We start from the raw sequence: 22,586 nt of genomic DNA, 5'->3' as shown, positions 1-22,586 counted from the left end.
CCGCTACCGTGATGCGGATGAGCACCGAGGAGAAGCCCGCGGCGGCCCCCCGATCCCTCGCGGAGGATCTCCGGGGACGGGACGACGTCGGACTTGCCGCGCTCCTGCGCAGCAGGCCGGACCTCGTCACGCCCGTGCCCTCCGACCTCACCCAGCTCGCCACCCGGGCCGGGACCCGGGCCTCGGTCGTGCGGGCCCTGGAGCGGCTGGACCGGTTCGCGCTGCAGACCGCCCAGGCGCTGGCCGTGGCGGCCGATCCGACGCCGTACGACGAACTGCTCGGGCTGCTGGCGGGCGACCAGGGCGACCCCGCGGTGTCCGCCGCGCTGCCGCACGCCGTGCGGACACTGCGCGAACAGGCGCTGGTGTGGGGCGGCGACGACCGGATGCGGCTGGTCCGTACGGCCCGTGAGCTGCTCTCCCCCTCCGCGCAGCACCCCTCGCCGACCGGTCTCGGCCCGACCGTGCGGGAGGCGACGGCCGGGATGTCCCCGGGGCGGATCCAGGAGATCGTCACGGCGGCCGGGCTGCCGTCCACCCATGACTCGGTCTCCGCGGTGACCGCCCTGACCGGGCTGTTCACGGACCGGGCGCGGATGTCGGCGTTGCTCGCCGAGGTTCCGTCCGAGTCGACGGAGGTGCTGGAGCGGCTGGTGTGGGGACCGCCCTACGGTCAGGTCACCGCCGATCCGGCGCCCCGGCTGCGCCTGCTGCTGGACCGGGGGCTGCTGCTTCCGACGGCGCCCGGGACGGTCGTCCTGCCGCGTGAGGTGGCGCTGCATCTGCGGGGCGGGCGGGCGCACCGGGTGACCGAGCCGGTGCCGCCGCCTGTCGAACCCGCGACCGCGCACCGTCCACAGGTTGTGGACGCGGCGGCGGCCGGACAGGCGTACACGGCGCTGGCGGCCGTCGAGGAACTGCTGAAGGACTGGGACGAGGGCGGTCCGGCGGTGCTGCGGTCCGGCGGGCTGAGTGTGCGGGACCTGAAGCGGACCGCCGTCGCCCTGGACGTGCCCGAGCCGACCGCCGCGTTCTGGGTCGAACTGGCTTACGCAGCGGGGTTGTTGGCCTCCGACGGGGAGGAGGACGAGCGGTACGCGGCGACCCCGGCGTACGACACCTGGCTGGAGCGGCCCGCCGCCGAGCGCTGGACGGTGCTGGCCACGGCGTGGCTGGCGGCGACCCGGACCCCGGGTCTGGTCGGCGGGCGGGACGCGAAGGACCACACGGTGGCGGCGCTCGGTCCGGGGCTCGACCGGTCGGCGGCGCCCGAGGTGCGGCACCGGGTGCTGGCGCTGCTGGCGGGGCTGCCGGAGGGAGCGGCTCCGGTGGCCGATTCGGTGTGGGCGCGGCTGCGGTGGGAACGCCCGCCGCGCACCGGCGGGGACGACGGCGAGGACCTGCGCTCCCGGCTCGCCCGGTGGACGCTCACCGAGGCGGAGATGCTGGGGATCACCGGCCGGGGCGCGCTGTCGGCCCACGGGCGGGCGCTGCTCGGCCTGCCCGCGCCGAAACCGGCCCGTCCGGCCCACCCGGCCGAACCGGAGCCCCGGGGGCCGGGCGACCGGTTGCCGGTACACCACCGGCCGACCCCGCCGCCGGCTCCCCTCTCCCCCGCCGAGCCGAGGAACATCGCCGCCGCCCGGCTGCTGGCACCGCTGCTGCCCGAACCGCTGGACCACGTCCTGCTCCAGGCCGACCTGACGGCCGTCGCGCCGGGCCCGCTGCAACGGCCGCTCGCGGACATGCTGGACATACTCGCGGACGTGGAGTCGAAGGGCGGGGCGACCGTCTACCGGTTCACGCCGGGCTCGGTACGCCGTGCCCTGGACGCCGGACAGACCGCCGCGGACCTGCACGCCTTCCTCGCGGCGCACTCCCGCACACCGGTTCCGCAGCCGCTGACGTATCTGATCGACGACGTGGCCCGCAGGCACGGGCATCTGCGGGTGGGCGCGGCCTCCGCGTACGTGCGCTGCGACGACGAGGCGGTACTGAACGAGATCCTCGCCGACAAGCGGGCCGCGGGGCTGGGGCTGCGCCGTCTCGCGCCGACCGTACTGGCCGCGCGGGCCGATCCGGCCGGCCTGCTGGAGGGGCTGCGTCAGATGGGGTTCGCGCCGGCCGCCGAGTCCGCCGAGGGCGATGTGCTGATCACCCGCGCCCATGCCCGCCGCACCCCGCCGCGCACGCCGCCCGAGCCGGTTCCGGAGGGGCCGCCGGTGCCCGACGACACCCTGCTCACGGCGGCGATCCGGGCCGTACGGGCGGGTGACCTCGCCGCCACCGCGCCGCGCAAGCCCCGGGACGGGGACGGGGAAGCGGCCGGGAACGGGGGCGGCGCGCTGCCGCGCACCGGGTCCGCCGAGACCCTCGCCACCCTGCAGGCCGCCGTCCTCACCGGCGAGGCGTTGTGGATCGGCTACGTCAACGCCGAGGGCGCGGCCAGCCAGCGCGTCATCGCCCCGGTCCGTGTCGAGGGCGGCTTCGTCACGGCGTACGACCACACCGCCGACGAGGTCCGCACCTATCCGCTGCACCGGATCACGGGCGTCGCGGAACTGGCGGAACCGGCGGACGACGAAAGCTGAGCCCGCTCCGCGGCGCGGCGTAGGCTCCACCCATGGTGCGGAGCACGGTGCAGGACGTCGAAAGCTACCTCGCGGAGGTCCCGGAGCCACGCAGGGCCGCGCTGGCCGAACTGCGGCGGTTGTGCAGGGCGGAGCTCACGGGCTTCACCGAGGTGATGGCGTACGGCATGCCCGCCTACGAACGGGACGGCACGGCCGAGATCGCCTTCGCCTCCCAGAAGCAGTACCTGTCCTTCTACCTCCTGCGTGGCGACGTCCGTGCGGCCTTCGAGAACCGGCTGGCCGGGCAGGACATGGGCAAGGGCTGTCTGCGGTTCCGCAAGCCGGAGGATCCGGCGACCATCGACTTCGACCTGGTGCGCGACCTGCTCCGGGCCACAGCGGCCGAGCCGGGCCCGGTCTGCTGACGAACACCGGCGATCTGCTGACGGGGTCCCGCTCTCCGGGCCCGAAGTGGCGGGCGTCACTCCGGGGCCCGGAGGGCGGGCGATCAGGCAAACTGGACGTTTGGCCGAGCTGTGCCCGTGCAGTGCCGTGCAACGCCCGTGCCGAGCCCGTCGCAGAAAGGCAGCCGCGCGTGAATGGTCCGCTCATCGTCCAGTCCGACAAGACGCTTCTCCTGGAAGTCGACCACGAGCAGGCGGACGACTGCCGTCGCGCCATCGCGCCCTTCGCCGAACTGGAGCGGGCCCCGGAACACATCCACACCTACCGGGTGACCCCGCTCGGCCTGTGGAACGCCCGGGCCGCCGGCCATGACGCCGAGCAGGTGGTGGACGCGCTGGTGCAGTACAGCCGCTACCCGGTGCCGCACGCGCTGCTCGTCGACGTCGCCGAGACGATGGACCGCTACGGCCGGCTCAGCCTGCTCAAGCACCCGGCGCACGGTCTCGTCCTCACCAGCACCGACCGGCCCGTACTGGAGGAGGTGCTGCGCTCCAAGCGGATCGCCCCGCTGGTCGGCGCCCGCATCGACCCGGACACCGTCGTCGTGCACCCCTCGGAGCGCGGGCAGATCAAGCAGACGCTGCTGAAGCTGGGCTGGCCCGCCGAGGACCTCGCCGGGTACGTGGACGGCGAGGCGCACCCCATCGAGCTGGTCGAGGACGGGTGGGCGCTACGGCCGTACCAGAAGCAGGCCGTGGAGAACTTCTGGCACGGCGGCTCCGGTGTGGTCGTCCTCCCCTGCGGCGCGGGCAAGACGCTGGTCGGCGCCGGTTCGATGGCGCAGGCGAAGTCGACCACGCTGATCCTGGTCACCAACACTGTCTCGGCCCGGCAGTGGAAGCACGAGCTGGTGAAGCGGACCTCGCTGACCGAGGACGAGATCGGCGAGTACAGCGGGACGAGGAAGGAGATCCGTCCCGTCACCATCGCCACCTACCAGGTGCTGACGACCCGCCGGAAGGGCGTCTACCCCCACCTGGAACTCTTCGACTCCCGGGACTGGGGCCTGATCCTCTACGACGAGGTGCACCTGCTGCCCGCCCCCGTCTTCAAGTTCACCGCCGATCTCCAGGCCCGGCGGCGGCTCGGCCTGACGGCGACCCTGGTGCGTGAGGACGGCCGCGAGTCGGACGTGTTCTCGCTGATCGGCCCGAAGCGGTTCGACGCGCCGTGGAAGGAGATCGAGGCGCAGGGCTACATCGCACCCGCCGACTGCGTGGAGGTCCGGGTCAACCTCACCGACTCCGAACGGATCGCGTACGCGACGGCGGAGACCGAGGAGAAGTACCGCTTCTGCGCGACGACCGCCACCAAGCGGAAGGTGACGGAGGCGATCGTGCGCCGGTTCGCGGGGCAGCAGATCCTCGTCATCGGGCAGTACATCGACCAGCTGGACGAGCTGGGCGAACACCTGAACGCCCCCGTGATCAAGGGCGAGACGTCGAACGCGCAGCGGGAGAAGCTGTTCGAGGCGTTCCGGCAGGGCGAGATCGGCGTGCTGGTCGTGTCCAAGGTCGCGAACTTCTCGGTCGACCTGCCGGAGGCCACGGTCGCCGTCCAGGTGTCGGGCACCTTCGGGTCCCGGCAGGAGGAGGCCCAGCGGCTGGGCCGGGTCCTGCGGCCCAAGGCGGACGGCCACCAGGCCCACTTCTACTCCGTGGTCGCCCGCGACACCATCGACCAGGACTTCGCGGCCCACCGCCAGCGCTTCCTGGCGGAACAGGGCTACGCCTACCGCATCGTCGACGCGGACGAACTCCTCGCGGAGAGCTGAGCGCGCCTTCGAGGCGTCCAGGAGCACGGTCGCTCGGACGGACGGGGCGGGTCACTCGCTTCAGCACCCGAACGGACGCGTGTCGGTTGCCCGGCCGGCGGACCGCCGATGGTATGACAGCGGGCCCGCCGCTGCGGGCCCGACTCCCGGTCGCCGCGAGGGAAGGGCCTGCCCATGCCATGGACCGCCACCGCCACACGGATACCCCTCACCCGAACCGCCGGCGCGGCGGCCGGGGCGCTGATACTGCTGCTCGGGGCGGTCGGCCCGGCGTCCGCGGGCGGACCGGGCGGTGGCGACGGCGGCGGCGACGGCGGGGTGGTGCTGCGGTGGCAGGACTGCCCGGACGTCGCGCAGACCGGGTTCGAGTGCGCGACGGCGAACGTGCCCCTGGACCACACCCGCCCCAAGGACCGCACCATCGAGCTGGCGGTGATCAGGCACCGCGCCGCCGCGCCGGAGAAGCGGGTCGGCACGCTGTTCTTCAACCCCGGCGGCCCGGGCAGTCCCGGCACCGTGGGACTGCCGCGGCTGTACGACAGGTTCCCGGCCGAACTGCGGGACCGCTACGACATCGTCAGCTGGGACCCGCGCGGCGTCGGCGAGAGCACGGCCGTACGCTGCTTCGACACCGCCGAGGAGGCCGCCGCCTGGCAGACGAAGCTCCCGCCGTTCCCGGTGGGCGAGCGCGAGCAGCAGGCGTTCGCCGCCGCGTACGCCGACCTCGCGAAACGGTGCGAGCAGCGCGATCCGCACCTGCTGCGCCATGTCTCGACCGCCGACACCGCCCGCGATCTGGACCTGCTGCGCGCCGCGGTGGGCGAGGAGCAGCTGCGGTACTGGGGCGTCTCGTACGGCACGCTGCTCGGCGCGACCTACGCGAACCTGTTCCCCGAGCGGGCCGGGCGGCTCGTCCTGGACGGGAACGTGGACCCGCTCGCCTGGCTCGGCGAGGGCGGCACGCCGGGCAAGGGGCACGCGGCGGGTGAGTCCGAAGAGGTGAACACGTTCCTGCGGCTCGGCTCCCACCTCGGTTCGGCCGACACGCTGGCACAGTTCCTCGACCACTGCGGGCGCGCACCCGTGACCGGCTGCGTCTTCTCGGCGGGCACCCCGGCGGCCACCCGCGACAAGTACGACACCCTGATGCGGCGCCTCGCCGAACGGCCGGCCGGTGACTGGACGTACGCGAGGGCCGTGAGCGAGGTGCGCGGCGGGCTCTACACCGTGCACCCCGGTTGGACCGGTGTCGCGGACCTGCTGGAGTCGCTGTGGTCCGGCCGGCCCCTCCTGGCACCGGGCGTTCCGACGGGCGGACCGGCGCACTACCCGGGCTTCGAGCAGCCGCTCGCGGTGATGTGCGCGGAGAGCCCCAACCCGCGGTCACCGCTGCGCTACCCCGAGCTGGAGCGGCGGGCGGTGGCGGAGGCCGGGGAGTTGGCCCACTGGTGGGTGTGGGCCAACGAGCCGTGCGCCACGTGGCCGGCCCGGGCGGCCGACCCGTACACCGGCCCGTGGGACCGGGCGACCGCCCACCCGGTGCTGGTGGTGAACACGACCCACGACCCCTCCACCCCGTACCGGGCGGCCCAGCACATGGTCGAGGAACTGGGCGACGCGCGCCTGCTGACCCTGGACGGGTACGGGCACACCGCGCTGGACAACCCGAGTGCGTGCGTGGGACGGCACGTGGTGCGGTACTTCCTCACCGGCGCGCTGCCGCCGAAGGGCGCGCGGTGCACGCAGGACCTCCCGCCGTTCGCCCCGCCGGCCGGGGCGCCGTCGGCGTCGGAACCGATGCGGGCGCAGGCCGGGACGCCTGCCGGAGGCCTGCCGCGGGCCACGACCCCGGACAGGCCACTGCCGGCGCCGTACGGCGCCTGGCCCCTGGAGGTCGTCGAGGGCCTGCTTCCGCCGCGCGCGTGATCAGCGGCGGCGGCGGACGCCCGCCTCCTCGTTGTACTCGCCGAGGACGGTGACCGAGAAGAAGGCCTCGGCGAAGATCCTGACGGCGCGCAGGGCGTTGCCGACACGGTGCGGGGAGTGGTGGACGGAGCCGGTGGCGGTGGCACCGCGGCGCGGAGGGCCCTGGCCGCCGGCCCGGTTGCCTGGGATGAAGGTCGCTGCGCTCATGTGTCCAGAGTGCGCCGGATCACCCGTTCGGGGCATCAGTCCTTGGGCCCAGCTTCGGGTCCCGCCCGGTCCCCCCTGAGGCGGCCGGTCTCCCCTGCGAGAAGGACCCAGAACCCCGAGAACCCCCGAGGGGTACGGCCGGGAGGGAAACCGTTCGCCCCCGGTACCGGCGGCCGACTAGAATCTCCCGCTCGCCCCGGCTGCGTTGTTCGCATTGTCAGCGTTGTTCGGGGATCTTCCCGCCTCCCTCGCCGGAGCGCCACCGCCCGGACGGAAACCGGCCGGTCAGCCATGCCGTGCTCACGCGGCATCACCGTCAGCACCAGCCGGAGGCAGCCCCGTGCCCGCGCACGTCCCCGAACCCGCCCCCACCCCCACGCCCGCGCTCACCCCCACGCCCGCGCCCGCGCTCACCGGCGGCGGCCCGCTGGACCGCGAGCGCGCCCACCTCGCCGCGTCCCGTACCGCCCTGCGGGCCATGCGCGCGGACGTCGAGGCCCTCGACCTGAGCGACGTCACCGCGAACTGGGTCAACGCGCAGATCCTGGAACGCCAGATGGCGGAGCGCGTCAAGGCACTGGCCGACCTCAGCGACACCCCGCTGTTCTTCGGCCGGCTCGACTACCTGCACGCCCCGGGCGCAGAAGGGGCGGAAGGGGCCGAGGGCGAGGTCTTCTACGTCGGGCGCCGCCATGTGCACGACGCCGACGGCGATCCGATGGTGATCGACTGGCGGGCGCCGGTCTCCCAGCCGTTCTACCGGGCGTCCAAGAAGGACCCGATGGACATCGCGCTGCGCCGCCGTTTCGGCTACACCGGCGGCGACCTCACGGCGTACGAGGACGAGCACCTGTCCGACCCGACCGAGGCCGCCGTCACCAGCAAGCTGCTCCAACGGGAGATCGAACGGCCGCGCGTCGGCCCGATGCGGGACATCGTCGCCACCATCCAGCCCGAGCAGGACGAGATCGTACGGTCCGGCCTGTCGGGCAGCGTCTGCGTGCAGGGCGGCCCCGGCACCGGGAAGACCGCCGTCGGCCTGCACCGGGTGGCGTACCTCCTGTACGCCCACCGCGAGCGGCTGGCCCGCACGGGCACGCTGGTCGTCGGGCCGAACCGGTCCTTCCTGCACTACATCGAGCAGGTGCTGCCCGCGCTGGGCGAACTGGCGGTCGGGCAGGCGACGGTGGACGACCTGGTGGCCCACGTCGAGGTGCGCGGGACGGACGACGCGCGGACCGCGCTCGTCAAGGGCGACGCCAGGATGGCCGAGGTCCTGCGCCGGGCCCTCTACGCGCACGTGACGATGCCCACCGAACCGGTCGTCGTCGTGCGCGGCTCACGCCGCTGGCGGGTACCGGCGTACGAACTGGAAGAGATCGTCCGCCAGTTGCTCGACCGCGACATCCGCTACGGCGCCGCCCGCGAGGCCCTCCCGCAGCGCGTCGCGCACGCCGTGCTGGTGCGGATGGAGCGCGCCGGGGAGGCGCCGGACGACAGGGTGCAGGACACGGTGGCCCGCAACAGCGCGGTGAAGGCGGCGGTGAAGACGGTCTGGCCGGCCGTCGACCCGGTGAAACTCGTCCTGCGCCTGCTGGCGGACCCTGACTTCCTGGCCGAGCACGCGGCCGGACTGCTGGACGAGGACGAGCAGAAGGCGATCCTGTGGACGAGGCCGGCGCGGTCGGTGCGGTCCGCGAAGTGGTCGGCGGCCGACGCGGTCCTGATCGACGAGGCCACCGACCTGATCCGGCGCACCCCCTCCCTCGGGCACGTGGTGCTCGACGAGGCGCAGGACCTCTCCCCCATGCAGTACCGGGCGGTGGGCCGCCGCTGCACCACCGGCTCGGCGACCGTCCTCGGCGACCTGGCGCAGGGCACCACGCCGTGGGCGACCCGGAGTTGGCAGGAGGCACTGGCCCACCTGGGCAAGCGGGACGTGGTGGTCGAGGAGCTGACCGCGGGTTTCCGCGTTCCGACAGACGTGATCGCGTACGCCTCCCGGCTGCTCCCGCACATCGCGCCGGGGCTGACGCCGGTGGCGTCGATCCGCGACAACCCGGGCTTCTTCGAGGTCCGTCCGATCACCGGCAGCGGCGAAGTGGTGTCGGCCTGCCGGGAGTTGCTGGGTCACGAGGGCTCGGTCGGTCTGATCGCCGCGGACGCCCGCGTCCCGGAACTGGCCCGGGAGCTCACCGCGGCGGGCCTCGGACACGTCGCACCCGGCGAGGAGACGACGCACGACACCCGGCTCACCCTGGTCCCGGCGTCCCTGGCGAAGGGCCTGGAGTACGACTACGTGGTCCTGGACGAGCCCCGCGCAGTCGTCGACGCCGAGCCCGACGAACGCACCGGTCTGCGCCGCCTGTACGTGGCCCTGACCCGAGCGGTCTCAGGCCTGATCGTGACCCACGCGGCCCCGCTGCCGGAGCAGTTGCTGGACTGAGCCGGGCCGGGCCGGGGGCCGGCGTCAGCCCCCGTCCACCACCCGGCGCCACTCGGTCACGGCCTCCGCCGAGACGGGCCCGTTCCACCCGTCCGGCCGGGCCGCGCCGCCGATGTGAAAGGCACGGAGCCCGGCGCCGAGCAGCGTGGGCACCTGCTCCAGCCGCAGCCCGCCGCCCACGAGCAGCTGCTGCTCGTACCCGGGTTCGCCCTGCCCCCCTCGCCGGGCCTCGGCGAGCAGCGTCGGCAGCCCGTCGGCCACCCCGCCGGGCGCGCCGGCCGTGAGGTAGGCGTCGAGGCCCGGCAGCCCGTCGAGTTGCTTGCGCAGGGCGTCGCGGTCGGCGGCGCGGTCGATGGCGCGGTGGAAGGTCCAGCGGCAGCCGTCCAGCGCGCCGACGACCCGCTCCACCGCGCCCAGATCCACACCGCCGTCCGCGTCCAGGAACCCGAGGACGAACTCCTCGGCCCCCGCGTCCCGCATCTCCCGCGCCGTGTCCACCAGCCGGCCGAGGTCACCCGCGGCGAACCCGTCCGCCAGCCGCAGCATCACCCGCGGCGGGATGTCGACGGCCGCGCGCACGGCGGCGACGGTGCGGGCGGACGGGGTGAGCCCGTCGGCGGCCATGTCGGTGACCAGCTCGAGCCGGTCCGCGCCCCCGGCCTGCGCGGCGACGGCGTCCTCGACGTCGAGGGCGATCACCTCCAGGACTGCACGCTTGCTCATGGGACCCCATTCCTCGGCATCGTTCGGCGGCGACTAGAGGTCTAGTCCAATCCACCCTACGCCCGCCACCCGAAGATCCGCGCCCCGAGCCCGATTCGCACGGCGGTACCTCATCCGGCGAACTGGAGAAAGTCATGGCCGAGTGCTCAGCAACTCCGGTACCCGACTGTTCTGCCCCAGCCAGGTGGCGACGTCCTTGTCGATGTACTCGACCAGGTGCAGGACCTCGGCATGCGCGTCGGCGAGGGTGAGCCGACGGGCCCGGCCCCGGCGGTCTGTCTGACCGGGCAGGGGAACCCCGTCGAACAGTGGCTCGTGATGTGCGACGCGATTGCGCAGTGAGCGGACGTGGCTGGCGGTAGTGAGCACGGTGCTCCGTTTGCCTCCGCTGTTCGGGAATGCGTTGTGGAGAGCCTTGCGCCACAGAGTGGAGTCGTAGTCGACGTTCTTCTTGTACGGGCCGTCGCCGCGGGTGCCCCCCTTGTCGAGCAGGTTGACCCAGCAGCCGAAGGTGGACTCGGCCACGAGCTTCCCTGCTGGAACGGCACTCAGGGTTTTCTGCGTCGTTTTCCCGGTCGCCGGGTCAGTAGGCATGGTGATGTTGCGCCATGTGGTGCGGAAGCCGCTGATGGTGCGGTCATCGAACAGCTCGGCGCGTGCGTACCAGGTGGCTCCGTACGTGGCGGCGAGCTGCTCCGCCATGGCGTTCCGCAGGATGATCTCAGCGAGAGCGATCACCTCGGCGAAGGCCGCCGAGAGGCGCACGTTCCACAGGTACAGCTCCATCGCCGCCGCCGGCGTGCCCGCGGCCGCCAGATAGGGCGCCAGACGAGGCCGGGAGATCAGCGGTTCCAGCAGTGTCAGCTGCGCTGCCGTCGGTTGTATCTGCACCTCCCTGATGTATCATGGCCGTCAGATTCCCCGGTTCAGCCTCTGGCTTGCGCCAAGCGACCGGGGTCAGACTTTTGAGGGCCTTCACCAGCCGGTGAAGGCCCTCTGCTTTGCCCTTCATGCCCCTCGAACGTCAACCGCGGTGATGCGACACCGCCCGTTTCAGTGACCGTCGGAGGACAGCCGCCACGGTGACGGCGCTCGCGTCACAGGACTCGCACCGAGGTGGCCTCCTGCCGGGGCCGCGCCCGGGACAGCCTCATCCGGGTCGACTCCTCACTCCCCGAAGATGTTCAGCTCCGCGGCCGCCGCCCCGGCCAGCTCGTACGAGACCCCGTCCACCGGCCGCCCCGCGTACAGCCGCACCAGCGTCGGCCCGTCCCCGATGTACCGCGCGGGGGGCCGTCGGCCCGAGGTGTCGCCCAGCCGCAGGGGCTCGTCCACGTCGTCGAGGTCGGCGTGCAGCGGAAGGTGCTCCTTGCGACCGGTCACGTAGGCCAGGAGGGAGAGCGCGGACGGCAGCCCCGCACCCGCGTACGCGCCGGGTTCCCCGAACGCCTCACGCACGTCCCCCGCGTGCACCCACTCGCCCAGCGCGAGGACGTCCAGCGCCCCGTCCGCCTTCGCGATCATCGGCCCGGCCTCGCTCATCCCGCGCTCCAGCTCGTCCACGACGCGCCGGTTGCTCCACCCGGCCCGCTCGGCGATGTCCCGGTCGTTGGACGCGGGCGAGAACACCCCCTCCTCGAACCGGCGCTCCACCACCCGCGTCAGCGCGGCCGAGCAGTGCGCCAGCACATCCCGCACCGTCCACCCCGGACACGCCACCACCGGCGATGCGAAGTCCGCGTCGGCCCTCCCCCGCAGCAACGGGATCAGCTCGTCCCGCTCGACGGTCAGCAGCCGCCCGGGCAGCTCCGGGTCTCGTACGTTCTGCACATCCGCAGGAGTCGTCATGCCACCCACGCTAGTGGCGGCTCCGCCCCCAGGAGGGGAATCGTTGCGGGGTGGGCGCGGGAGTCACTCCGTGGACGGGGCCGGGGCCGGGGCTGGGAGCGTGGCGAGTTCGCCCAGGGTCCGGGCCGCCGGCGCCGGATCGACCAGCCACTTCAGGTGGCTGCCCGCGAGCGTGCGGACGTCGTACGGGTTGTCCGGCGTCAGCTCGTCGCCCTCGCGGATCAGCCGGTCCTGCAGGGCGAGCGGCATGCTCGCGTCGTCGGCCAGGCGGACGAAGGTCTTCGGGACGCGCCCCCAGGTCGCCGCCTGCGCCCGGTCGGCGGAGGTGCCGACGTCCAGGTTCTCGTCGGGCTGGAAGGTGTTCAGGAAGGTCAGGAACTCCTCGTCGGTGCCGTCGGCGAGGAAGGCCGCCTTGAGCGCCGCGAGGGCGGCCGGGTCCGCGGTGCGGAAGTTGACGCGGAGCAGACCGAGTTCGGCGGGGTTCCCGGCCATCGCCAGCCCCAGGGAGGCGGCGTCGACCGTGGCCATCTCCGGCTCGGCGTAGTAGTCGCCGACGTCGAGCGCGACCGGGCACCAGGCCGCGACGTAGACGATGCGGTCGATCAGGTCGGGCCGCGCGTTGGCCGCGGCCGTGGCCGTGACGCCGCCGCGGCTGTGGGCGACGAGGATCACCGGGCCGTTCCGCTTGGCCCGCTCCAGGACCCCGATCAGGTGCGCGGCGTTGTCGGCGAGCGTGACGCCCTTGATCGCACCGGGCGCGGCGGCGAGCCCTTCGGGATCCTGCGGCGCCTGGTAGGCGCGGGTGTAGGTCGCCGCGAAGCCGTGGCCGGGCAGGTCGACGGCGACCGAACGGTGCCCGAGCAGGCCGAGTTCGGCCTGGAGCGGCGCGAAGGAGAAGGAGTTCGCGAAGGCTCCGTGGACCAGTACGAACGTCGGTTGCACCTGGTTGCTCACTTTCTGCTTTCTCGCGGCACCGGCGGTCTTTTCCGGGAAGCACTCGGGCCGCCCCCGAAGGAGCGGCCCCAGGACCTGGTGCGGCGATATGCACCGTGTTTTGTTTGCTGCCGCCGATGCTGCCAAGGCCGACGGAAGCGGTCCAAGCCGACGCCACGCCATTTTTACGGCGCTTTTCGGTCAGTGCGCGCGGCGTACATGAGCCATGAACGCGGACCATGCGGCCGGGGCCCCGGCGACAGGGGCGTACGGCACGCACCCGCCCGGGCAAAATGTGTGGCACCGGTGAAGATTGCGGGCAGTGATGTCCTCGACCGTCGTTTCGCACGGGGCGAGCTCCGGGACGCCGTGCCACAAACAGGGAGAAGCATGGTCATGTCGGTGGGGTTCTTACCGATACGGCGTTTGCGGGCAGTGTGGGGGACGACAGGGGTGGGGTCGGGTCTCCAGCGTGCCCGGGCCTTCATGATCCTGGCCACGCTCCTCTACCGGGCGAGCCATCTCACGGTCGGCGTTCTCGCGGTCGCCCAGGGCCATCGGATCCTTTCCCTTCACTACGCGGGTCTCCTCGCGGCTCTGGGGCTGAGTGTGCTGGGTTACTCCACGGCCCTGCGGCACGGCTGGTTCGACCGACGGCACGTCTGGGCGGACGTCCTCGTCACCGGCTGCCTTCTGCCGTTGGCCCTCTGCGCATGGGGCGGTGTGCGAGAGCCCGCCTCGCTCGGGTGGGCGATGCTGCTCGGCGGATCGGCGAGCGCCACCGCCGCCATCGCCCTCGAACGGAGCCACGTGCTCACCGCGCTCGCCCTCCTCGTGGTGACCCACCTCATCGGCTACCAGCTGGTGGGCGCCAGCCGCGCGATCCTCGGCGGCCACGTCAACTCACTGCTGTCGTCGGCCGTGATGGCCTGGGTCTTCTGGTGGTACCTGCGCCGTCAGGGACGCTTCCTCGACGACGCCAACGCCCGTGCGCTGGCGGCCGAGGCACACAAGGCGCGCTACGCCGAGCGGTTGGAGCACCACCGGGCCCTGCACGACACGGTCCTCGCCACGCTGACCACCCTCGCGACCGGCGCGATAGACGCCAACACCCCGGAAGTGAGGGAGCGTTGCGCCCGTGAAGCCGCGTATCTGCGCCGACTGGTCCAACAGACCGCCGACCAGGACGGCCACCGGGAGATCGGGGCCGCCCTGGAGGAGGCGGTCGGCTCCGTGGAGCGGCTCCAACTGCGGGTCACCGCGCAGTACCACGACCTGCCGGAGGTGCCCCCCGAGGTCGCCGCCGCGTTCGCCGACGCCGTGACCGAGGCTCTCAACAACGTGCTGCGGCACGCGGGCACCGGACACGCGTACCTCACCGCGACCCGGGCTGCCGAGGGGCGTGAGGGGGCCGTCGTCACGGTGGTCGACCGGGGGTCCGGATTCGACCCCGAGCGATACGTGCCCGGTCTCGGCCTGCGTGGTTCGGTGCTCGGTCGGATGGCGGAGGTGGGCGGCCGGGCCACCGTGGACACCGCCCCCGGTGAGGGGGTACGGGTGGAGATGCGGTGGCCGGGATGATCACGGTCGCGGTGGTCGACGACGACCGGATGCTCCTCGACGGCATGCGGGCCTGGCTGGGAGGGGTGCCGGAGCTGCGGTTGGTGGCGACGGAGGCCACCGTGGGGGCGCTCATCGGCGCGCCCGGCACGGAACACCCGCCGGCTCCGGCCGAGTCGGGGTACACCCCGCCCGACGTCGTCCTCCTCGACCTGATGCTGCGGGACGGCTCCGCCCCCGCCGACAACATCCGACGACTGCTGCGCACCGGAAGCCGTGTCCTGGTGATCAGCACCGTCCCGGACCGCTCCCGGATCATCGAGTCGATCCGGGCCGGTGCCGACGGCTATCTGACCAAGGACAACGACCTGCCGACGCTCGTCGCCGCCGTCAAGGACGTCGCGGCGGGCCACAACGCCCATTCCACGGAACTCGCCTTCGCCTGTGCCCACGACGACGGTCCCGACCGGCCCCGGCTCTCGCCGCGGGAGCGGCAGATCCTGCTCGACTACGCGTCGGGGATGACTCTCAAGTCCGCAGCCCGGCGCGCAGGCATCACGGTCCACACGGCCAAGGACTACCTGGACCGGGTCAAAGCCAAGTACCAGCAGGCGGGGCGCCCCACGTACACGAAGCTCGACCTGGCCCGCCGGGTGCACGAGGACAGCCTCGACGGGGTCTGACAACCCGGCGCAAGCCCCCCAAACAGACGGCTACAGGGAGCGGTCGCACCCTTCGTATCGTCGTCCCCGACGTCGCAGCAGCCCCGCCGGGGACGACGACACCAAGGGTGCGAGTGTCCGGCTCATGGCCGGCATCGGCGGACGAAACGTTCCACCGACAGAGCTCTCACCCACCCGGGCAAGCCGACCCTTCCCTTCCCGCGCACGAGGAGAGGCAGATGACAGAGTCGCACGACCGCACCGCCGCGGACCTCGACGGCCATCGCACGAGGCGCGGGAGACTGATCGGACGGGAGGCCGAGACGGAGGAGGTCGTGACCTTGCTGGCTGCCGCCCGGTCAGGGCGCGGCGGGACGGTGTTCGTCACCGGCGAGCCCGGCGTCGGCAGGACCCGGTTCGCCGCCGAGGCGACCGCCGTGGCCGCAGTGGCGGGCATGGCCACGGCGCAGGGCCGGGCCGGCACCGTGGGCCCCGTCGTTCCTTACCGGCCGCTGGCCGAAGCGCTGCTCTCGCTGGCCCGCGCCGGTCTGCTGCCGGACCTTGACGAGCTGGGCCGCTACGGGCCGGTCCTGGCCCCTCTGCTGGCCGGCACCAGGGACACCGGGGCCGGCAGCGCGTCGTACCTCGTGATCGCCGAGGCGGTGCTGCGCCTGCTCGCCGTCGTCGGGCGGCAGCGGGGCTGCCTGCTGGTCCTCGACGACCTGCACGATGCGGACGCCGGGACGCTGGCGATCGTCGAGTACCTGCTGGACAACATCGGACAACAGCCGACGGCGCTCCTGCTCACCGTCGGGCGCGAACCCTGCGCGGCGGCGGAGCTGGCCGCGCGGGCGCGTCAGCGCGGAGCCGCGGCTCTGCTCACCCTGCGTCCCCTCGACCGCGCCGATGTGCGCCTCCTCGTCGCGACCGAGCTGGGCACAACCCCGGCCGGCGTCAGCCGCGAGTTCGTCGACAGGCTGGCGACCAGCAGCGCCGGGATCCCGTTCGTGGTCCAGGAGCTCGTCCACAGCCTCACCGGCCAGGCTCTCGACGACAACCGGACGCCATCCGTCCCCTCCACCGTCGCGGACAGCGTCAGACGCAGAGCCGGGAGGCTCGGCCCTCGCGGAGTGGGATTCCTCAGCATGGCGGCGCTGTTCGGGCAGCGTTTCCCACCGCCGGTGCTGCAGCACGCGATCGGCTGCGACCCCAGTGAGGCGTCCGCGATCCTGCGCGCCGCGGTCGCTTCCCACCTGGTCGTGCCGGACAGACCGCGCGCCCAGTGGTACACCTTCCGGTACCCGTTGGCGGCACAGGCTCTGCTGGACGGCCTCGGCCCGGGTGAGCGTGCCACGTACGCGGGGCGGGCGGCGCGCGCGCTGGCCGAGCTGTACCCGGGGCTGCCCGGAGTGTGGTGCGTACAAGCGGCCGAGCTGCACGGGCACGCCGGCGACACCGGGGAGGCCATTGCCCTGTACTGCGAGGCCGCACAGCGGGCGATGGGCGACGGAGCGGTGGAACGGGCGGTGGAGTTGCTGATCCGGGCGCACCTGCTCGTCGATCCCGGGACCGCCCCGGAGCCGCACGCCATGGTGCTGGAACAACTGCTGGACGCGGTCGTCTGCTCGGCCCGGTTCGACCGGGTGCCCACGCTGACCGCCGGCCTGGAAGCACTGTGCGGCGCCCACGACCTGCCCGCGCCGCGCCGCGCCGGGCTCCACGCGCGCCTCGCCGAGATCGCCGTCCTGAGGGGCCGGCCCGCGGAAGCTCGGCGGCACCTCGACCTCGCCCGCTGGCTGCTCGGTCCCCGCCCGGCCGACGCGCACGCCGCCCTCGTGGATGTCGCCGCCGCGCACGTCGAGCTGAGCGGGTCGGCGCCCGACCGGCTGCGCACCGCCGCCGAGTCGGCCCGGCGCGCGGCGGACGCGGCCCGGCGCGCCGGCCTGCCCACGGTGCTCTGCAAGGCCTTGCTGGTGCTCGGGCAACTGGCCTGGCAACGGGACGAGCGGACCGCGGTGACGCACTTCACGCGGGTCTGCGCGATCGCCCACGCGCGGCGGCTCCCCGTACTCCGGGTATCGGCGGAAACGTACCTGTCCAGGGTCGCGGCGCGGCGCGGCGGCCTGCCGGGCCGCGTCGAAACGGCCCGGCAGGAGGCCCTGCGGATGGGCGCACTGCCGCTGGCGCACGAGACCGGCTCCGTGCTCGCGCTGGACATGGTCCGGCGCTGCCGGTTCGAGGAAGCCGGTGACCGGATACGCGAGGGGCTGGCCGACGCGACACGGTCGGGACTGGGCCGGACCCTGCCCATGCTGCTGCTGGCCGAGGCGGTCCTGTACGCACACCAGGGCCGGCGCGCCGAGATGCAGGACGCGCTGGAGCGACTGGCACCGCTCGTCGACGCCGCTCCGGGCGTGCGATCGATGTCGTACGGGCTGGCGCGGGCGTTCTGTTCGCTGCTGGAGGAGCGGCACGATGCTGCCGAACAGGAGTTGGCGCAGGCGCCGGCACACGACGCCGAGGACCCGGCGACCGCCGAGTTCGGCCTGCACGGCATCGTCCTGCTGTCGGGTGTGCTGGCCGGGCGCACGGGCCGACGGCACGACGCCGTCCTCGCGGAGGCCGGCACCCGCGGTACCCGTTGGGACCGCCAGTTCGCCGGCCTGGCGCACGCTGTGCTGCTGGGACGCGAGGGCCGGTCCGGCGAGGCCGCGGCCGCGGCGAGCGCGGCGCTGGAGGCGGGCTCGATCTACCCCGTGGCGCGCCACCTCTGTGTGCGCCTGGTGGCGCGGTCGGCGTACGAGGACGGCTGGGGCTCGCCCGTCGACTGGTTACGCGAGGCGGAGGAGTACTTCCACGGTGCCGGCCTGCGGGCGGTCGTCCTCGCCTGCCGGGCCCTGCTCCGCGGGATGGGCGCGTCGGTCCGGCAGCGGCGCACGGGGACCGAGCAGGTGCCGCCGGATCTGCGCCGGTGCGGCATCACCGTCCGCGAGTTCGAGGTGGCCCGGCTGCTCGCCGAACGGATCGGCAACAAGGACATCGCCGGCCGGCTGCACATCTCGCCGCGAACCGTCGAGAAGCACGTGGCGAGCCTGCTCCAGAAGACCGGCCACCCCAACCGGTCGGCCTTCGCCTCCGCCTCCCGCGACCTGGTCATGTAGGGCGCGCGGGGAACTCGCTCAGGAGAGCGCGGTGTTCCCCCGCCAGGGTCACCACCCGGTCGAAGCGGCTGTCGAGATCGTCGTCCCCGTGGTGCACGACGAGGAGCGCACGCCCCTCGGTGCGCTCCCGCAGCATCCGGAGCACCATGTCCCGGCCGGCCCCGTCGAGGTTCGCGAACGGCTCGTCGGCGAGGTACACGTCGGCGTCCTCGCACAGGAGTGCGGCGACGCCGACCCGCTGCCGTTGACCGGACGACAGCCCGGAGGGCAGCTGGTCGGCCAGCTCGTCCAGACCCATCGACGTGCGCAGCCGCTCGTCGGAGACCAGGTCGCACACCGGCAGCGGGGGCAGGTTCACCGGAGCCGTCAGGCTCGCCACCCGGGACGGGAGGGTGACCGTGCCGGCGTCGGGAGCGAGCGTCTTGGAGACGATGTGCAGGAGCGTGGTCTTGCCGCAGCCGTTCGGGCCGCGGAGCAGTACGTGCTCGCCGGCTCGCAGCTCGAAGTCGGCGATCGGGACGTCGGCGCCGTCGCCGTACCTGACCCGGGCTCCGCTGACCAGCACCAGGGACCCCGCTTCGTGGTACGGCGCCTCCCGGGAGGCGCGCAGGGCCTCGATACGTCTGAGGACGGCGGTGCTCCGGCGGACCTGCGGAATCATGTTGATGAGGTCGAAGATCCCGGTGACGGCCCGCCACAACGAGTTCACGAACGCGAGGAAGCTGCCGAACGTCATTCTCCCGGCGAAGACGAACCAGGCTCCGATGATCATCGAAGCGGTGTCCGAGAGGTTCATGACCAGGTCGCTGAGTGTCCTCTGTTTCAGCGACAGCCGGTAGTTGACGAAGGTGATGCCGAGGAACCCGCGCAGCGCCTCCCGGTTGGCCGCGCGGGTCCCGGGCAGCAGCGAGGGCAGACCCCGGAGGGCGTGGAAGGACTCGAGAGTACGGGTCAGCCGGTTGATGTACCGTGCCTCCGCCTCGCGTTCGGGTTCGGTGTTGTCCTCGATCCGCTTGGCCAGCCGGTTGCTCACGAGCACCAGCGGCGGCACGATGACCAGCAGGATGAGGCTGGCCTGCCAGGACAGGTACAGCAGCACGCAGAGGAAGACGACCGACGCCACGGCCTGCTTGGCGATGCGGATCGCGACGTCGACGGCCGGCAGGACGCCCTCGTGGACGTCCTGGTGGATCCGGCTGACGTAGGAGGCGTTGTCCGCCCCCGACACCTTTCGGCCGTCCAGGCCGAGGGTGCGGTCCAGCAGCTCCATCTCCAGCCGCAGTCTCACCGAGTTCTCGAACCGCTTGCGCCACCAGGAGATCCAGTAGCCCGCGATGTTGAGCGCCAGACCGAGCACGAGGTAGAAGGTGCCGAGGAGGAGGAACCTGCGGAAGTCCGCGGCCAGGATCGCCTGGTCGAACAGGGCCTTCAGCAGAAGCGGGTGCAGCAGGGCCTCGAGTCCGCCCGTGGTCGTCTCGGCCACGGTGATCGTGACGAACCGGCCCCGGTGCCCCCGCAGCGTGTGCCACAGCTGCCTCACCGCGTCACCTCGTCCAGCAGGAAGTCCGCCGTGCCGCCGTTGTTCACCCGGTGGAGCACCCGCAGCACGCCCGCCGAGCCGGTCAGGTAGTCGCACGCGCAGCGCAGCAGTCCCTCTCCGGGGACGCCCAGCGGCACCACCCCGCCACGGCGGGGCACCCCGAAGCGCTCAGCCGGCTCGAACAGGAACACCTTCCGGACGAAGTCGAGTTGGCGCAGCGCGGTGTCCCGGTACGAACGGTCGCCGGTGATCTCGGCCGCGTCCAGAAGCGCGTCGGCGATGCCGCTCATGCCGAAGCCGTACCCCGGCAGCACCGAGTGCCGCACGTCCAGCGCGCGCAGGACGTTCCGTGCGGCGTCCAGCTCGCCGTAGCGCAGCAGCACCTGCGCCACGCCCGCGGACCCCACCTCGACGTACGGCTCCATGGTCCCGTCGTGCTCGAACATGACCAGGCCGTCCTCGCCCAGGGGCTTGGCATGGGCCATTTCCCAGGCCAGAGCCCGCCGCCCGAGCCGCAGCAGGCGGTCCTCGCCCGTGATCTGGTGCATCCGCAGCAGGAACATCGCGACCCCCGCCTGGCCGAATCCCAGTCCCGTCAACGGGCCCTTGGCCGCGTAGTCGTTCAGCCAGTAGGCGTGCCGGCCGTCGCCCTGCGCGGAGTCGCACAGCGCGCGTGCGCACCTCCGGGCGGCGGCGAGATCGTCCTGGTGCCGGTCGCGGAGGAAGAAGCGCAGGTTCGTCATCCCCAGGCCGGCGAGGCCGTAGTAGAAGGTGTAGTCGCCGCTCTCGGGCGCACGCCGGTTGGCCTGGGCCAGCAACTCCCTGGCCTGCTGCCGGAGCCCGAGCGAGTCGGCCGCCCAGGCGATGCCCGCCAGACCGCTCATGAGACCGTCCGGGTACTCCGCCGGTTCGATGGCCGCCAGTTCGTCGCTCAGCCAGTCACGCCACTCGGGCCGGACCGGGACGCCGGAGGCGTACAGCGCCCAGAGCACGCCACTGGCCCCGGAGCCGAGGCTCAGCGGGTTGGTGACGTGTGCGAACGGGTCCACGGGGAAGAGCGTCGCCCGGTCGGGGTCCACGACCGCTTCGACGAACGCGGCCACCCCGGCCTCCGCCTCCGCCAGCCCGAGACGCTCCTCGGCGACGGGCCGCACGGGTACCGTCTCGACCCGGTCGAGCAGGTCCGCCTCGTGCTCCAGGATCTCGATCACGTCGGTGAGGGTGATCCGCGCCCGGGCCAGATCGGTGATCACCTGGTGGATCCGCTCCGGCCAGCCCAGGTCGTCGGCGAAGATCCGGTACAGGTCGATGACGTCGTCGCGCAGGTACGACATCGCCGCGATCGGGAAGATGAAGTACGCCATGGTGGTCGCCAGACCGAACAGGTCGCCTTCCGGTCCGGACACCTCGAAGCGGCTCCGGGAGAGGCTGAACCCCGGTGTGTACAGTTCGACCGGCTTCTCCAGAGCCCCCTCCCGGTCCTCGGCCACGATCAGCCGGCACGCCTCCAGGTCGACGATGGTCACCTCGTAGGTTTCGGGGTCGACGAGCAGGTTCGCGGCGGTGAAGTCCCCGAGGATCACGTTGCGTTCGTGGGCGGCCCGGATCGCACGCGCCAGTCCGCGGAAGACGGTGAGGAAGATCCTCAGGAACTCCCGCGACTGTTCGACACCGGCCCCCGGCCGCGCGAGCGGGTTGTGCTCCAGCAGCACCGAGCGGATGTCGGAGCCGTCGACGAACTCCTCGGCGATGAAGTGGTGCTCCCAGTGGGAGAACGTGGTGATCGGAACCGGGTACGAGCCGACGTCGGCCAGCCGGTTGAGGAACGTCCACTCCCGGGCCAGGACGTCCACGGCGTCGTAGCCCCGGCGAGGGTTGACGTTGGTGTGGGGGCGGGCCTCCTTGAGCACCACCGGCCGGTTGCCGTTCGCCGTGTCCTCGGCCTTGTACACCCCACCGCTGTTGGAGAACTGGATCGCCTCGGTCACCCGGAAGCGGCCCCCCAGCAGGTCGCTCTCCTCCCCCTCGTCGGTGGCGGGACTCCAGTCGGTGAACGGCCAGGGCTCCCAGCCCGGCTGGGCGTACCCGATGCTCCGCTCGTCGGGGACCGGACCGTCCGGCCCGATGATGTGCGGCACCCGCCGGCCGAGGACGTCCAGGGTGTGGGTGTCGAGGAACTGGCCGTACCGGAAGTAGAGCGCCTTGCTGTCCCGGTACCGCAGATCCGACAGCACGTAGGCGCCTTCGACGCCCTCCAGGACGCGGGCCAGATCGGCCAGGCACGACCTGAACTCGGCGACGTCTCCCGGGTAGACGGTGATGAACTTGCCGCCGCTGCCGCGGGACATGCCCTTCGAGTTGAGCATCTCGAAGACATCGAGATCGAGGGCGATCTTGAAGTCGATCCCCCGCGTGGTCAGGTACTCGATCACCGCGGCGGCGACCTCGCGCACGGTGCGCGGGCTCGCCGACACGTGGATCTTCCAGCCCTGCGCCGGCAGGGCCGGGTTGTGCCGATGGCTCCACCAGATGCCACTGCGGACGAACCTCGCCCGCACCCGCTCGTCGAGGGCCGCGAGGAAGTGGTCCGCCTTCGGCTCGTAATGGACGTCGAGCGGGTCGAAGAACAACGTGTCGTTCCAGGCGAAGAGGAATCGGTTGACCCATCGTTCGTTGCGCATGTCAGCCTCTTGTTCGTCCGGGAGCCGCCGCCGGCAGCGGCTGGTGACAGCTGGACAAAGCGGCGATCCGTGCGGGGACGCGGCGTC

General features: G+C 72.7%; 15 protein-coding genes. 8 read left to right on the top strand and 7 right to left on the bottom strand.

Going from position 1 to position 22,586, the window contains the following annotated elements; all coding sequences use genetic code 11:
• Nucleotides 1-17: 17 nt before the first annotated feature.
• From JL475_RS16035 to JL475_RS16020, 4 genes are all read left to right on the top strand, one after another.
• Complete coding sequence (locus JL475_RS16035) at nt 18-2,591, top strand: helicase C-terminal domain-containing protein (RefSeq protein WP_202278378.1); 2,574 nt, start codon at nt 18-20, stop codon at nt 2,589-2,591.
• A gap of 32 nt (nt 2,592-2,623) precedes the next feature.
• Entirely contained in the window at nt 2,624-2,998 is a 375-nt protein-coding gene (locus JL475_RS16030) for an iron chaperone (protein WP_202278377.1), read from the top strand.
• A gap of 170 nt (nt 2,999-3,168) precedes the next feature.
• Complete coding sequence (locus JL475_RS16025; protein ID WP_202278376.1) at nt 3,169-4,812, top strand: DNA repair helicase XPB; 1,644 nt, start codon at nt 3,169-3,171, stop codon at nt 4,810-4,812.
• A 174-nt stretch (nt 4,813-4,986) separates the two neighbouring features.
• On the top strand, nt 4,987-6,738 hold the full coding sequence (locus tag JL475_RS16020) for an alpha/beta hydrolase (protein ID WP_202278375.1): 1,752 nt from the start codon (nt 4,987-4,989) through the stop codon (nt 6,736-6,738).
• On the opposite strand, the gene JL475_RS16015 is transcribed toward JL475_RS16020, so the two are convergent.
• Nucleotides 6,739-6,945, bottom strand: coding sequence for a hypothetical protein (locus tag JL475_RS16015; RefSeq protein WP_202278374.1), 207 nt, complete (start codon nt 6,943-6,945; stop codon nt 6,739-6,741). It lies immediately after the preceding gene.
• Between the two features lie 427 nt (nt 6,946-7,372).
• Here JL475_RS16015 and JL475_RS16010 point away from each other — a divergent pair, with 427 nt between their 5' ends.
• Nucleotides 7,373-9,391 (top strand): ATP-binding domain-containing protein, encoded by a 2,019-nt coding sequence (locus JL475_RS16010; protein ID WP_237407296.1) that lies wholly within the window; start codon nt 7,373-7,375, stop codon nt 9,389-9,391.
• A gap of 24 nt (nt 9,392-9,415) precedes the next feature.
• Here JL475_RS16010 and JL475_RS16005 read toward each other — a convergent pair whose 3' ends face one another.
• The 4 genes from JL475_RS16005 to JL475_RS15990 form a co-directional block, all read right to left on the bottom strand.
• A complete protein-coding gene (locus JL475_RS16005; protein WP_202278373.1) occupies nt 9,416-10,114 on the bottom strand; it encodes a copper homeostasis protein CutC in 699 nt (232 codons plus the stop codon).
• Between the two features lie 132 nt (nt 10,115-10,246).
• Nucleotides 10,247-11,005: an Abi family protein gene (locus JL475_RS16000; RefSeq protein WP_202278372.1), complete on the bottom strand. Its 759-nt coding sequence runs from the start codon at nt 11,003-11,005 to the stop codon at nt 10,247-10,249.
• A gap of 276 nt (nt 11,006-11,281) precedes the next feature.
• A complete protein-coding gene (locus JL475_RS15995) occupies nt 11,282-11,962 on the bottom strand; it encodes a maleylpyruvate isomerase family mycothiol-dependent enzyme (protein WP_202278371.1) in 681 nt (226 codons plus the stop codon).
• 63 nt (nt 11,963-12,025) lie between these two features.
• Nucleotides 12,026-12,916, bottom strand: a complete 891-nt coding sequence (locus tag JL475_RS15990) for an alpha/beta fold hydrolase (protein WP_202278370.1) — start codon at nt 12,914-12,916, stop codon at nt 12,026-12,028.
• Nucleotides 12,917-13,348: 432 nt separating this feature from the next.
• Here JL475_RS15990 and JL475_RS15985 point away from each other — a divergent pair, with 432 nt between their 5' ends.
• From JL475_RS15985 to JL475_RS15975, 3 genes are all read left to right on the top strand, one after another.
• Nucleotides 13,349-14,476 (top strand): sensor histidine kinase, encoded by a 1,128-nt coding sequence (locus JL475_RS15985; protein ID WP_202278369.1) that lies wholly within the window; start codon nt 13,349-13,351, stop codon nt 14,474-14,476.
• Complete coding sequence (locus JL475_RS15980) at nt 14,473-15,138, top strand: response regulator transcription factor (protein ID WP_237407289.1); 666 nt, start codon at nt 14,473-14,475, stop codon at nt 15,136-15,138. The genes JL475_RS15985 and JL475_RS15980 overlap by 4 nt, the downstream gene beginning before the upstream one ends.
• Before the next feature lie 218 nt (nt 15,139-15,356).
• Nucleotides 15,357-18,278: a LuxR family transcriptional regulator gene (locus JL475_RS15975; protein ID WP_202278367.1), complete on the top strand. Its 2,922-nt coding sequence runs from the start codon at nt 15,357-15,359 to the stop codon at nt 18,276-18,278.
• On the opposite strand, the gene JL475_RS15970 is transcribed toward JL475_RS15975, so the two are convergent.
• Together JL475_RS15970 and lanKC are read right to left on the bottom strand one after the other, a co-directional pair.
• Complete coding sequence (locus tag JL475_RS15970; protein ID WP_202278366.1) at nt 18,271-19,818, bottom strand: ABC transporter ATP-binding protein; 1,548 nt, start codon at nt 19,816-19,818, stop codon at nt 18,271-18,273. The two genes, JL475_RS15975 and JL475_RS15970, sit on opposite strands and share 8 nt — an antisense overlap.
• Nucleotides 19,815-22,499: a class III lanthionine synthetase LanKC gene (gene lanKC / locus JL475_RS15965; RefSeq protein ID WP_202278365.1), complete on the bottom strand. Its 2,685-nt coding sequence runs from the start codon at nt 22,497-22,499 to the stop codon at nt 19,815-19,817. The genes JL475_RS15970 and lanKC overlap by 4 nt, the downstream gene beginning before the upstream one ends.
• Nucleotides 22,500-22,586: the final 87 nt, after the last annotated feature.

The organism is Streptomyces sp. M2CJ-2 (assembly GCF_016757295.1).
Classification (GTDB): domain Bacteria; phylum Actinomycetota; class Actinomycetes; order Streptomycetales; family Streptomycetaceae; genus Streptomyces.
This window is presented reverse-complemented; position numbering and strand designations above follow the sequence as displayed.